Source organism: Gordonia otitidis (genome assembly GCF_020735545.1).
Classification (GTDB): Bacteria; Actinomycetota; Actinomycetes; order Mycobacteriales; family Mycobacteriaceae; genus Gordonia; species Gordonia otitidis.
Genome location: NZ_CP085974.1, coordinates 495,628 through 509,317 on the forward strand (window position 1 = coordinate 495,628; position 13,690 = coordinate 509,317).

General features: G+C 67.3%; 11 protein-coding genes. 2 read left to right on the forward strand and 9 right to left on the reverse strand.

Annotated elements, in window-relative coordinates; genetic code table 11:
* Window positions 1-9: 9 nt before the first annotated feature.
* The 9 genes from LK459_RS02190 to eccCa all read right to left on the reverse strand — a co-directional run bounded on the left by LK459_RS02190 (window position 10) and on the right by eccCa (window position 10,640).
* Window positions 10-267 carry a hypothetical protein gene (locus LK459_RS02190; protein WP_227921503.1) on the reverse strand — a complete coding sequence of 86 codons (258 nt, stop codon included), beginning with the start codon at window positions 265-267 and terminating at the stop codon, window positions 10-12.
* Entirely contained in the window at window positions 264-1,352 is a 1,089-nt protein-coding gene (locus tag LK459_RS02195; RefSeq protein ID WP_227921504.1) for a hypothetical protein, read from the reverse strand. The genes LK459_RS02190 and LK459_RS02195 overlap by 4 nt, the downstream gene beginning before the upstream one ends.
* Window positions 1,349-1,705 (reverse strand): hypothetical protein, encoded by a 357-nt coding sequence (locus LK459_RS02200; RefSeq protein ID WP_227921505.1) that lies wholly within the window; start codon window positions 1,703-1,705, stop codon window positions 1,349-1,351. Before LK459_RS02200 ends, LK459_RS02195 begins: the two co-directional genes overlap by 4 nt.
* A gap of 225 nt (window positions 1,706-1,930) precedes the next feature.
* Window positions 1,931-2,629 (reverse strand): HAD family hydrolase, encoded by a 699-nt coding sequence (locus tag LK459_RS02205; RefSeq protein ID WP_227921509.1) that lies wholly within the window; start codon window positions 2,627-2,629, stop codon window positions 1,931-1,933.
* Window positions 2,626-3,990 carry a phosphoglucosamine mutase gene (gene glmM, locus LK459_RS02210; protein WP_227921510.1) on the reverse strand — a complete coding sequence of 455 codons (1,365 nt, stop codon included), beginning with the start codon at window positions 3,988-3,990 and terminating at the stop codon, window positions 2,626-2,628. The genes LK459_RS02205 and glmM overlap by 4 nt, the downstream gene beginning before the upstream one ends.
* A 1-nt stretch (window position 3,991) precedes the next feature.
* Entirely contained in the window at window positions 3,992-4,594 is a 603-nt protein-coding gene (gene rpsI / locus LK459_RS02215) for a 30S ribosomal protein S9 (protein WP_007239505.1), read from the reverse strand.
* The gene (gene rplM, locus LK459_RS02220; RefSeq protein ID WP_227921512.1) at window positions 4,591-5,034 is read right to left on the reverse strand and encodes a 50S ribosomal protein L13; all 444 of its coding nucleotides are present in this window, start codon (window positions 5,032-5,034) and stop codon (window positions 4,591-4,593) included. The genes rpsI and rplM overlap by 4 nt, the downstream gene beginning before the upstream one ends.
* A 168-nt stretch (window positions 5,035-5,202) precedes the next feature.
* A complete protein-coding gene (locus LK459_RS02225) occupies window positions 5,203-6,540 on the reverse strand; it encodes a type VII secretion-associated protein (RefSeq protein WP_227921513.1) in 1,338 nt (445 codons plus the stop codon).
* Window positions 6,537-10,640 (reverse strand): type VII secretion protein EccCa, encoded by a 4,104-nt coding sequence (gene eccCa / locus LK459_RS02230; protein ID WP_227921515.1) that lies wholly within the window; start codon window positions 10,638-10,640, stop codon window positions 6,537-6,539. The genes LK459_RS02225 and eccCa overlap by 4 nt, the downstream gene beginning before the upstream one ends.
* Before the next feature lie 125 nt (window positions 10,641-10,765).
* On the opposite strand from eccCa, the gene eccD reads away from it, so the two are divergent.
* Complete coding sequence (gene eccD / locus LK459_RS02235) at window positions 10,766-12,298, forward strand: type VII secretion integral membrane protein EccD (RefSeq protein ID WP_227921516.1); 1,533 nt, start codon at window positions 10,766-10,768, stop codon at window positions 12,296-12,298.
* Window positions 12,299-12,336: 38 nt separating this feature from the next.
* A complete protein-coding gene (gene mycP / locus LK459_RS02240) occupies window positions 12,337-13,686 on the forward strand; it encodes a type VII secretion-associated serine protease mycosin (RefSeq protein WP_227921517.1) in 1,350 nt (449 codons plus the stop codon).
* Window positions 13,687-13,690: the final 4 nt, after the last annotated feature.

Here is a 13,690-nt window from a genome sequence, read left to right on the forward strand (position 1 = left end):
TAGCTCAGCCTATGTGCTCTCAGCGGGAGAATGCGGACTGGCCTCGGCCATGTCGGCAGGCAACAGCACGCGGGGAAGCGCGTCGGCTTCGTCTGCGTCGATGACGAGCTGCTCACGCGCCCGTGTCGATGGGGAGCCGGATCGGCTCCGGTGCTCGGCACACGCGCTTGCCAGGTCGGTCTGTGTCGCGCTGAACTCACGTGAGGCACCGACGATCGACTCTGTCGCCGCGCGGGCAAGCGCGTCGATCTGATCTGCGATGGTCACTGGTCACCCGCCAGTGCCAGATCGGCCGCGGAATCTGATTCGGGGACCTGCGACAGGGGTTGATCGGCTCGCGGGCCATCGCCACCCGGCGGTGGCTGGTCGGCCGGCGGGCCGGGGACTGACTGCGGGCCGGGGACTGACTGGGGGCCGGGGACTGACTGCGGCGCCTGCGTGGACGTGGCGGGCTGATCGGGGCGCGGCAGGGTCAATGGGACGTCGACACTCTCGGACTGACGACCTGACCGGGGCGGGTTCTCGCCCGTGTGATCCGGCTGCTCACCCGAACGCGCATGCGCTTCGGGCCCCGCAGGCGCATGCGCGCCGGGTCCGACAGGCGCATGCGCGCCGGGCCGCTCCTCACCGGCCGGCGCCTCGGGGATCACGATCAACGTGCTCTGCGCTTTCGCATGATTCACGTCGAGACGTCCCCTACCTCGATCGCCGGTCTGATATGCGTCGCCATCAAGGCCCTCCGTCGCACGGTTGAGAGTGTGCAGGATGTCGTCGAGTGCAGCGACCGTCGTCTCGGCGGTGCTGAGGAACAGGTGAACGCGGGAGAGAATGTCGGCGGCGACGAGCGTGAGCGGCATCCTCCCGGTGAGAATCGCTGTCGGCAGTTCGCCGCTGGGTACTCCCGCCACGAGTGGGGACGAACAGCGCGCGACAGTGACGTACCACGTCCGTAAGAGACGGTCGATGCCCGTCGCCGCTGCGTTCGTCGAGTCGGACAGGGCGCGCAGCGCGCCGAGGTCTGCTTCGATGCGACGCTGAAGATCGAGGACGTGGCCGATCGCTGCGTCGCCCGACGCGCTCGACCATCCGTCGTCGAGCCTGACCTGCTGCTCGGGCAGGCAGTGCAGTTGCTCGGCGACCACACGATGGGCGGATGCGAGTCGGTGCGCGTCGTCGGAGAGTCCGGCGATGTCGAACTGGCCTATGCGCGCCAACGGTTTTCGGATCTCGTCGTCGTCAGCGGGCACGTCGATCCCCAGTGTTCGCCCGACACCCATCAGTGAGATCAACTCGTCGCTGCCCGCGATCGCCTGTGTCCGTAGTTCGGCAAGACTGCCCGGTCTCCGACTCACGAGGGACTCCCGGTGGCACGGGCGGACCCCTGAGATGACGCTGCCGCGGCGGCGTCGCGACCGTCGGCTCGACGTATCGTCGACGCGCCGGCGGAGTCGGCATCGTCGAGGCGCGATGCTCCCTGGGTCAGTATGTCGGCGAGGTCGGCTGCTGCGGCGGCCTGCGCTCGGAGACGCCCGACGAGATGCTCGCCCATCGCACCATAGCGTTGCGCCATCAGGGCATACGCTTCCCCGACGCTCCACCGCCCGAACGGTCGGGATTCCATGTCCGACGCTGCAGCGGCGACCACCGAAGACGCGTGTCGATAGAACGACGCCACCGCATTGACCTGATCGACGTCGACACGCACGTGATCTACCGCGGCATGCGGCCCACTCTTCGGCACAGTCCTGCCCCCGTCCATCCACCGTCACGTCTTGTCGAGATGCCTCGGTGTTCCGTCGTCGGGATGTCCGGTCTACGGCACTCTACGTGTGGCGTTGAAGTCTAGACGCTGAGCAAGTGCTGTGGGTTCCATGTTCGTCGAGAATTCCGCACTCGACGTCTCGATGTGTCGCTCGGCCGCGGGCCGCGGTCACGGCAGCGCGATGCCATGGCGTGCAACGGCATCGAGGAGCGCCGTGGGCCGATCGGTAGGCGGGACGTCATGGACCAGCTCGAAAGCGCAGCCGATCCTCGTCGCGCCGCCGTCGGCTTCCTGGCTGTCGCCGATCATGAGCGCGTCGTACCCGGCGACCCCGAGTTCGTCGAGGGCCGCGTGGAAGATACGGGGGTTTGGTTTGATCGCACCGACCTCGTACGACAGCGCGTACGACCCGACCAGATCACGTAGGCCGACACGCTCGAGAACCTTGCGGACGTCGAAGGCGATGTTGCTGACGACGCCGACCGGAACCCCCGCCGAACGCAGGCCACGCAAGACGGCCTCGGTGTCGTCGAACGGCTCCCACGACGCCGGATCGAGCACGCGCTCGTAGAGCGACTCCGCCTGCCCGGGAACCGTGAGTCCGGACGCACGCAGGATCGCGAGGTAGGCACGACGATGCTCAGCGGGATCGAGATCCCTTCTCTCCCAGGAGATCCGATCGTCATCCTCGACGGCGGCCGGCAGCCCGACGGGCTGGGTCATCCGTCGGATCAGTTCCATCTGATGGTCGAGGTGCAGCGGTTGGCCGTTCTCGTCGTGCAGATCGGCGAACCACTCGGGCCTGTCGGTGAACCGGAACAACGTGCCGGAGAAGTCGAACAGGACCGCCTTGGGTGGCGAACTCATCCCGCAGCCCCGGCGTCGGCGACGACGCCCGCGATGCGAGCAGCCACCCCGTGCGCGAGTTCCGGGGTCGGCGCCTCCACCATGACCCGCACCAACTGCTCGGTTCCCGAGGGCCGCAACAGGACTCGACCGGTCGATCCCAGCTCCTGCTCGGCTGCGTCGACGGCGTCACGCACCGACTCCGCGATCGCGACGGCGTGCTTGTCGGCGACGCGGACGTTGATGAGCTCCTGCGGCAACACGGTGACGATCGACGCGAGGTCGGCCAGTCGCCTGCCCGACCTGACGATCTGCTCCATGAGCAGCAGGCCGGTGAGGATGCCGTCGCCGGTGGTTCCCGCGTCTGGGTAAACGATGTGGCCGGACTGCTCACCGCCGAGTGAATAGCCCCCGCGACGCAGCTCCTCCAGCACGTAGCGATCACCGACGGCGGTGGTGCGCACTTCGATTCCCGCTTCGCGCATCGCGATGTGCAGACCGAGGTTGCTCATCACCGTCGCGACGAGCACGTCGTCGACGAGCCGGCCACGGGCGTGCAGCGCGGTGGCCAGGATCGCCATGATGGCGTCTCCGTCGACGAGCTGCCCCGTCGAATCGACCGCGAGACATCTGTCGGCGTCGCCGTCGAACGCGATGCCGAGGTCGGCGCCGTGCTCGAGGACGGCTGCCTGCAGTTTCTCCATGTGTGTGGAGCCGCAGTCGGCGTTGATGTTGATGCCGTCGGGTTCGGCATGGATGGTGGTGACGTTCGCGCCCGCGGCGCTGAACACGTGCGGACCCACCTGTGCCGCTGCGCCGTTGGCGCAGTCGACCACGACGTTGAGGCCGTCGAGTCGCGCGTCGATCGCTGCGGCGAGGTGCGCGCCGTAGCGCGCAGCGGCGTCCGGGGCGTCCCGAAGTCGGCCGACGCCTGCGCCTGTCGGATGCGGGACGTCGCCGGAGGTAATCACGGCTTCGATCCGGTCTTCGACCTCGTCGTCGAGTTTGTGTCCGCCCGCGCCGAAGAATTTGATGCCGTTGTCGGGCATCGGGTTGTGCGACGCGGAGATCATGACGCCGAACGTGGCGTCGTAGTCGCCGGTCAGGAATGCGACCGCGGGCGTCGGCAGTACGCCGACACGGATGGCGTCGGCTCCGACGGCAGCCAGGCCCGCACAGACAGCGGCCTCGAGCATCTCGCTGGATGCGCGCGGGTCGCGGCCGACGACCACCTGGGGCCGGGTGCCGCGTGCGTCGTCGCGCGGTGTGGAAAGTTGTCCGAGAACGACCGCGGCGGCCGAGGCCAGGCGCAACGCCAACTCGGGTGTGAGTTGATCGTTGGCCAGGCCTCGGACGCCGTCGGTACCGAAAAGGCGTGCCAAGTCAGCGCTTGGAGTACTGCGACGCCTTGCGGGCCTTCTTCAGGCCGTACTTCTTGCGCTCGACCGCACGCGGGTCGCGCGTGAGGAAGCCTGCCTTCTTCAGTGCCGGGCGGTCCTCAGGGGTGACCTCGATGAGGGCACGGGCAATGGCGAGCCGCAGCGCACCGGCCTGGCCCGAGGGGCCACCGCCGACGAGCTTGGCGAAGATGTCGAACGACTCGGTGCGCTCGACGGTCACCAGCGGAGCCTTGATGAGCTGCTGGTGGACCTTGTTGGGGAAGTACTCCTCGAGGCTGCGGCCGTTGAGGGTGAACCCACCCGAACCGGGCATCATGCGAACGCGAACGACGGCCTCCTTGCGGCGGCCGACGGTCTGGATCGGACGGTCGATGACCACGGGGCCACGATCGATGGTGACCTCGGCGGCAGCGGGTGCCTCGGTGTCGTAGTCGTCTGCGGCCTGCTCGAGCTCGACTGCGGCCTCCACGGCGGCTTCGACAGCTCCCTCGGCGGCGGCGGTGTCGTCACCGGCAGCGGCCTGGGCGGCAGCGGCATTCTCCACCGCGTTCTCCACAGCTTCGTCGCTGATGTTCTCGTTGCTCACTGGGCCACCTGCTTGATCTCGAAGGGGACGGGGCGCTGGGCCGCGTGGGGATGGTTCGGGCCTGCGTACACCTTGAGCTTCGAGGCCATGGCGCGGCCGAGCTTGGTGTGGGGCAGCATTCCCGTGATCGCCTTCTCGACGACCCGCTCGGGGTGCGATTCGAGCAGCTCGGCGGTGGTCTGCACCTTGAGGCCACCCGGATGCCCGGAGTGCCGGTAGTTCAGCTTGCGGTCAGCCTTGTTGCTGGTCAGCGCAACCTTCTCGGCGTTGATGATGATGACGAAATCGCCACCGTCCATGTGGGGTGCGTAGGTCGGCTTGTGCTTGCCGCGGAGCAGGTTGGCGCTCTGCACGGCCAGCCGGCCGAGCACCACGTCGCTGGCGTCGATGACATGCCACGTACGTGTGATGTCACCGGCCTTCGGGGTGTAAGTAGGCACAGGTGGTCCTCAACTCTTGTTCGATGGTGCTGGTCAGGGGCGCAGGCGGAGCGTGTTCCCGGCGACCAGTGGGGACCCGGGGGCTCTGCTACCTGCTTCCATGAGAAAGACAGGTGCCGCGCACCAGCGATCCAGAGTACGCGACAGCGCAGGTCAGGGTCAAAACCACTACTCCTCGGCGATCTGGACCGTCGACACGGCCCGAGCGCATTCGGCGTCGACGGGTTCTCCCGTCGAACCGGCCTGACAGCCGACGCTGACCTGGAGGTCGTCGTCTACCAGGACGTACCAGCGGATCGCCGATCCGGACGCGGGCGCTTCCCGGTATGCGATCACCTCGCGGCCGCCGAAGGTCGTGGACGCGGAGAACTCGCTAACCACCTCGTCGCCTCGCTGGGTGATGCGATTACCCAGACTGCGCGCGACGGACTCCAGTGTCGAGGCAGGCCGCACGTCACTCTGTACCAGCAGAATCCGACCACCGTTCGCGGGATCGGTGAACACCGTGCGCGTCCTGCTCGTGCCGCGGTCGTCGGGGTCACCGGGCACGGGCAGCGGGCTCTCCCGCCACGAGGCAGGCGCCGACAACGTCGTTCTGCCCACCGCCGCGTCGCGATACACGGTCCCAGCCGACCCGTCGTGTCGCCATCCGACGACGCCGAGCACCGCGAGGCCCGTCACGATCGCCGCAGCGGCGGCCACAGACACCCGGTGCCGCCGCAGCCACGACGGCCTCGCAGTCGGGTCCGGCGACGCCGACACCACCACGTCGGGTAGCGGGGCCACGACGGTGGTGCGTGCGCCGTGGCGACGCAGCAGACTCCGATCGACCGCGACCACGCGCCCGGCGACGGCGTACACGCAGATCTGCTCGATCGCGTTCTGCACCTCCGCAGGGTCGGCACCGTCGACGAAGACCGCCTCCACCGAGTCGTCGATGAGTGCGACGATCTGCTCCCCCATCTCCGCGTCCTCGCCCAGAGTCAGGACACCGCTACGTTCCACCATCCAGCCCGTCGACGTCCGGAGCATCCGCTGCACGTCCCACGCTCCCGGCGTCGTGCCCGGGTAACACGGTCGATGCGTTGTCTCCACCACCACACAATTGCCCATCACGGTGTCGCTGTGACTACGCGCGACGAGCACGGCGCGCGGCAGCAGGGTGACGGGCACCCCCGCCGCGGCAGCTGCGCGGGCGAGGACCCCGCGCCGCACCGAGCCCCAGGTGCTCGGGTGGCCGATCACAAGCGGCGCGGGGCCGGCGTGACGCACGACCGCCCGCAACGCCTCGCGCCAGACCTCCTCGGCAGGTCGCGGCACGTCATCGACGGTGACGAACGTCGAGTCGATGTGATCGAGGAGGTAGGTGACGTCGAACCGCTCGCGTCGACCAGCAGCGTCGACGACCACGTCGCCATACGCCAGGTCGACGACGACCGGCGTCTGCGTTGCTGAGTGTGACGCCGGCACCGAGTGTGACGGTGTCGCCGTCGGTCCGATGCTCATGCGCCTGGCTCGAGTGCCACCTGGATCATCTCCTGTGGCCGGATTCGTGAGATGAGTTCGCCGCGGCCCGGCACGAGCTGTTGCATCCGCGACCGCCCGACGATGTACCCCTCGTCTCGGTCGCCGCTCATGAGCAGGACGTCGCTGGACAGGTCCTTCAATCGCGCGATCATCGGATCGAACATGGCCCGCCCGACGCCCCCGGACCGCCGTGCGAGGACGATGTGCAGTCCGATGTCACGCGCGTGCGAGGCCATCTCGACCAGCGGCTCGATGGGATGCCGTGCGCCGGTCGCCACCATGTCGTAGTCGTCGATGACCACGTACACGTCTGGACCAGACCACCAACTGCGATCTTTGAGCTGCTGCACCGTCAGGTCGTCGGGCGGGAGACGATCGCGGAAGTAGCCGGCCAGCTGGGTCATCATCGATCCCGCGCTCTCGGTCGAACTCGCATACCCGGCGAGGTGGTCACCTTCGATGATGCCGAGCATCGTCCGTCTGAAGTCGACGAGCACGATCTTCACCTCGTCGGGGGTCGATCCGCGGACGAGACCGTTGACGATCGTCTTCAGTACGTTGGTCTTTCCGTGTTCGACGTCGGAGAAGACCATGAAGTGCGGTTGCACCCCGAAGTCGAGGATCACCGGCGCCAGCTCGAGTTCTCCGACACCGATCGCAACCTGGTTCGGGCGCAATGTGATCGTCGACGCCGCCACCAGTTCGTCGACGCGGTCCCTGCTGATCTCGGTGCCGAGCTTGCGGACCGGCATCGCCTGCCGGTCGTCACCGTAGGTGTGTTGCAACCTCGCGACGGCCTGCGCAACCCCTGCACGCAGCGACTCCGCCGAGCGGACGCCGTCGAGTCGCGGAAGTGCGATGAGCATGTGTAGTTCCTGCTCGGTGAGTCCGCGGCCGGGTCTGTTCTGAGGTACCGACGCCGCCGTACGTCGTCCCATGGTGGAGTCGGCGGGGTCGCCGAGGCGCAGTTCGATCCGACTGCCCATCAGGTCGCGCATCGCCGGCTTGACCTCCGCCCACCTCGACGCCGAGACAACGACATGCACACCGTACGAAAGCCCCTGTGACACAAGCGTGCTGATCTGGTCGTCGAGGAAGTCGAACTCGCCGCGCAGCACGCCGACGCCATCGAAGACCAGGAACACGTCGCCGTGACGGTCCTGCGTGAGAGGGTCGTCGTCGGCGAGCACACCCGTGGCGAACCACTGCGCGCGCCGGGCTCGAAAATCCTGTACCGATTCGATCCCGAGGCGAGCGAACAACAACTCGCGTCGACGCAGGATCGCCGACACCTCGGCGACCGTGCGGCGCACCGCGTCGAGGTCACCGCGCGAGGCGACCGTGCCGACGTGCGGGAGACCGGCGAGTCCGGTGAGACTGCCCCCGCCGAAGTCGAGACAGTAGAACTGCACCTGCTCGGGTGTGTGAGTCGCCGCCATCGACATGATGAACGTGCGCAGCGTCGTCGACTTGCCCGACTGCGGGCCGCCCACGACGGCGACATTGCCTGCGCCGCCGGAGACGTCGAGGAGATGAAGATCGCGGCGTTGATCGAAGGGGCGGTCGACGATGCCGACGGCGACGACGAGATTTCCGTGCGCCGAGGGTTTGCCACCGTCACTCCCGACCAACGCGTCGACTGTCGGCGACTCGTCGAGCGGCGGCAACCACACACCGTGCGCGGCAGGACCGTGTCCGGCGATACGACCGACGAGCGTCTGCAACAACGTCGGGACGCCCACGGCTGCGACTCCGCCCACTCCGGCACTTCCATCGCGAGACGGTGGTTCTTCGTCGAGCAGCGCCAGGGCGGCATCGAGCACCGAACCGCCCGGGCCTGAGGCGCTCTCCGCCATCAGCGACGCATCCAGATCGTCGAGGGGGACGGGCAGTGCGGTGAACATCTTCATCCGTGCGCGCGGACGCCGCGAGCCGTCGTCGGGGTCGTCGCGGTGAGCGGACGGCGAGTGATATGGCCCGGATACGTACGACGTGTTGAACCTGATCGGTTCGGCACTGTCACATTTGAGATATGCCGAGCCCGGAACACTCGGCAGATGATAGGCGTCGGGGACACCGAGTACCGACCGGGATTCGTTGGCCGAGAACGTCTTCAACCCGATGCGGTAGGAGAGGTGACTGTCCAGGCCACGGAGTTTTCCCTCTTCCAAGCGCTGGGATGCGAGCAGCAGATGGATGTGTAGTGAGCGACCCAATCGGCCGATCGCCACGAACAGTTCCGCGAAATCCGGTTTCTGTGAGAGCAGTTCGGAGAATTCGTCGACGACGATGAACAGTGCGGGCAGCGGTTCCAGGCGCACTCCCGACGCCCGGGCACGCTCGTATTCGGCGACATTGGCGAAGTTCCCGGCAGCGCGAAGTACCTCCTGTCGACGGGTCATCTCGCCGGACAGGGCATCCTTCATCCGGTCCACCATCGCGAGTTCTTGTTCGAGGTTGGTGATGATCGCAGCGACGTGCGGCGCGGATTCGAGACCGAGGAAAGTGGCTCCACCCTTGAAGTCGACGAGGACGAGGTTGAGTTCGGCCGGAGAGTGCGTGGCCAACATGGACACGACGAGGGTTCGTAAGAACTCCGATTTTCCCGAACCCGTTGCACCGATGCACAGTCCGTGCGGTCCGGTTCCACCGTGCGCGCTCTCCTTGATGTCGAGCTCCACCGGCGTGCCGTTGGGTTGGAAGCCGATCGGAACGCGCAACCGATCCCTGCCCACCCGACCGCGCCACTCGACGGCGGGGTCGAAGCGCGCGACGTCGTCGATGCCGAGCAGTGCAGGCAGGCCGGGATCACCTGCGGTGGCCTCCGAGTCGAGGTTGGCGATGCTCGCCGCGGTGGCCAGGTGGTAACGCGCCAGTCTCCGGGCGATCGCCTCGGCTTCGGCGACCGTCAGCGAGTCGACGTCTGCGAACTCTTCGACACCCACAGCGCTTCGCGCACAGACCTTTTCGCCGCGTATCGCAAGGTCGAGACCGCGTCGCGCAGCCAGACCGTCGGGCGGCGCCGTGAGGTCGACTACGGTCACCTGTTCGGTACCGGCGTCGTTGATCAGCCGCTCGTCGCCGACGACTCGCCCGTCGTCGATGATCACGACGAGGTGGAAGCGTCCCGACACAGGTGGCGCGGATCTGCTGAACCGACCACGGTCGAGCAACTCGGATGCCAGTGATGCCTCGAGGTCGGCGAGTGATCCGAACACCATGCGCGTCGGCCCCAGTCCGTCGAATGCATCCGGATGTCCCACGTGGGGAAGCCATTTCGCCCAGTCCCATGCCTCACCTGCCGGGTCGGAGGTGACGATCGCGATCCGCAGGTGATCAGGCCCGTGGAACACGCACAGTTCTGCGACGATGGCTCGCACCACGTCGCGGGTCTGCTGACGAACGCCCCCGATGTTGATCGCGGGGAATCCGCGCAACGAAATCGACGTCGGCAAGCGGTGCACCACCGAGTGCGTACGCACGAATCGTCGCAATGCCACCATCGAGACGGGCTCGAGGTCTTCGAGCGGACCTGTCTCTGGCGCCATCAGGCGCGTGGCGAGACCATGTGCGCCGACACCGATCCGGATGTGCGCGAAGTCGGAGTCCGAGGGCCGACGCTCCCACATCCGACGCGTACCGATCAGACCGGGCAGCGCACGCGGGTCAGGATGGCTCCAGGTCAGCGCAGCCCGCTGCTTGTCGACGGTGTCGCGGACCTGTTCGCGCAACTGGCCGAGATACCGGAAGTAGTCTTTGCGCTCCTCGTTGAGCTCTGCCGCCCGTTTACCCCCGCCCCGACCTCCCGCGGCGAACATGCCGAACATCGACATGAGCATCATCAGCGGAAACATCATGAACAGCGGATTGCTGAGAATGTTGCGGCCGCCGGTGGCGAACATGAGCGCGAGCATGCCGATGACCGCCACGATCATCACGACGGGCAGCAACTTCATCAACAGGTTCCCCGGGACCACGCGCGGCACGTCCGGTGGCGCCGCGATGGTCAACTCGCCGCCGGGAGCACGCGGGACGGCAATGCGCGCGCGCCGCACGAACCCCTCCGTCGTCGAAACCAACTCATCCCCCCACAGAACCCGGACACACACTGCGTCCCTTGGCTTCCAGACCTGTTGAGACTTGTTTGGTCGCCGACGCAGTAGTTCGCTATGTTAGCTGCGAATCACAGAAAGAACGGACAAACATGACATCTGTGGACACGTCGAGGGTGTCCGGTGGCGCCTCCCCCACCGAGCAGCGCACCGCCGACACCGCTCGGATCGAACCCGCCCTGGTGCGAGTGTCGGTCCTCGGAGGCGATGCACAACTCGACGTCGGGCTGCCTGCCGCCGTGCCGATCGCGGTGCTGATCGGCGAACTCGTCGAGCACATCGAGTCACGCGTTCCGCTCCGCCGCGACCCCGACGATCTCGACCCGCCGCAGAAGATCCAGGACCGACACCACCGTTGGACGTTGGCGCACGTCGGGCGCGAGCCTTTGGCACCCAACCGCACGCTGTCGGAGTCGGGAGTGCGCGATGGCGATCTGTTGATGCTCCGGTCGGTCGAGACCGGCGAGTCACCTGTACTGTTCGACGATGTCGTCGACGCGGTCGCACGCCTGAACGACTCCGTGTTCGCCGCGTGGTCACCCACCGCTGCCCGCTACACGGGCTATGGTGCCGCACTGGTCGCCGGCCTGGGTGGCGCAGCCTCGCTCGCCCTCGCCCGAACCGGCGGAATGGGCAGCACGACAGCGATTTTCGGCGGCGCGGCGGCTCTGGCTTTTCTCGCCGCAGCTGCGGTCATCGCCAGGCAATTCGACGATGCCGCCACCGCGACCGTGCTATCGGCCGCGGCCATGCCCTTCGCGTTCGTCACTGGACTCCTCGCCCCTCCCGGCACCTTCGGTGCTGCGCATCTGGCGCTCGGCTGCACTCTGGTACTCCTCGCTGCCGTCTGCTCGTATCGGGTGACGGCGGTCGGACCGATCACGCACAGTGCCCTGACCACTGCCGCGCTGCTGACCGCAGCGGCAGCCACGTCTCGACTCGTGAGCGATCTGGACGTGGAAAAGGTGTGCGCCATTCTCGCCACCGTCGGATTGCTGACCGTCTGCATGGCCTCGCGCGCAACGATTCTGCTCACCAAGCTGCCTGTGCCTCCGGTGCCGACCGCTGGCGCGCCCATCGATCAGGACGCATTCGAGCCAGCACCCGCGATCGATGGCATCGGCGCGATCGGTGCGATCGCGCTTCCGAAAGTCGATGCACTCGAACGGCGTTCACATCTCGCCAACGCCTATCTGACTGGAATGACCGGCGGGGCGACCGCGGTCACCTGCGCGGCAGCAGTCGGTGCCGCTGCGCCACTGTCCGGATTTCATGCCATCCCGGTCGCCTTCGCGGTCGTCATCGGTGTCGTCCTGTGCCTGCGCGGACGGTCGCACAGCGACCTCACCCAAGCCGCGACGCAGATCGTCGGCGGCACGCTCACCGTGATCGCGGTGGTGGTCTCACTGGCGGTCAGCGAGCCCTCGTCGTGGGCACTCGCCGGCTTCGGTATCGGCACCGCGCTGGCCCTCGCTGCGTTCGTCTTCGGCCGAATCGCACCCTCGTACGACTTCTCTCCCGTCCTTCGACGCGCCGCAGAACTCTTCGAGTACGCACTGTTGCTCACCGTCATCCCGCTGCTGCTCTGGATCCTCGACCTCTACCAGCTCGCGCGGGAATTCTGACAGTGCGTTCTGGACGCACATGTTCAGTTGTGGGAGTGATGGTCACGTGCATCGCCGTGATGACATGTGCGAGCGGAGCACCCGCGCTCGCGGTCAGTCCTCCCGTCATCGACACGTCCGCGCTCGTCAGGTCGGCACCTGTCGCACCACCGGAGCCGACCGAACAGCGCACGCTGTGCGCTGAGACCCTGGCGGTTGACGAGTACCGTTCGGCCGCGGGCGCTCACGCCATGATGCGTCTGCCGGAACTCTGGCGGTTCGCCACGGGGACGGGTCAGCGCGTTGCGGTCATCGACACCGGTGTCACCCCGAACCCTCGACTTCCGCGGTTGACCGGGGGTGGCGATTACGTGTCGACGAGCGACGGATTGTCGGACTGCGATGCGCACGGCACCCTCGTCGCAGGCATCATCGCGGGTACCCCCGGTTCACGCGACGCGTTCAGCGGAATGGCACCCGATGCGTCGATCATCTCCATCCGCCAGTCGAGTACTGCGTTCGGCGCCAAGCGTTCCCGTGATTCCGACGACCCGCACGTCGGCAGCGGCTACGGATCGGTGCGCACACTCGCCAACGCCGTCGTACGCGCGGTCGATCTCGGCGCGACCGTCATCAACATCTCGGAGGTCGCGTGCGCTGCCGCCGGGACGAAGCTCAACGACCGATCGCTTGGTGCAGCGGTTCGGTACGCGCACGAGCGAGACGTCGTCGTCATCGTCGCGGCGGGCAACTTGACGCGCGACTCGGCGTGTTCGAGCCAGAACCCGCTACCCGCGGGCGACGACCTGTCCGGGTGGCGTTCGGTGTCGATGATCGCAAGTCCCACATGGTTTTCGCCGTATGTGCTCACCGTGGGTTCGGTCGATGCGAGTACCGGAACGCCGAGCGACTTCAGCCTCAACGGTCCGTGGGTCTCGGTCGCGGCTCCCGGCACTGACGTCGTGAGTATCGACGGCTCCGGCCGTGCGGTGTATGCACACGCGGATCCGTCCGGTCCGGTTCCCTTGCGCGGCACCAGCTTCTCGACCGCCTACGTCAGCGGCGTCGTCGCGTTGATACGGGCCCGCTACCCGAAGCTGTCCGCAGCCTCGGTGATCGACCGCGTCATCAGCACAGCACATGCCCCGGGATCCGGCCGCGACACACGCATCGGATTCGGTGTGATCGATCCGGTCGCGGCGCTCACCGCAGAACTCGACGGCGCTTCGCGCACCGATTCCACCGGTTCTCATCCGATCGCCGCACCGACGTCGACACCTGCACCAGATCACAGCGCGCGCAACGTCGCGCTGATCGGAGGGGGCGCCGCGGGGGCCGCGGTCCTCGTCGTGCTCGCGCTTGCGCTGCCGCACCGCAGGGTGCGGGCCCTCGACCCCGACGAGTACTGAACCG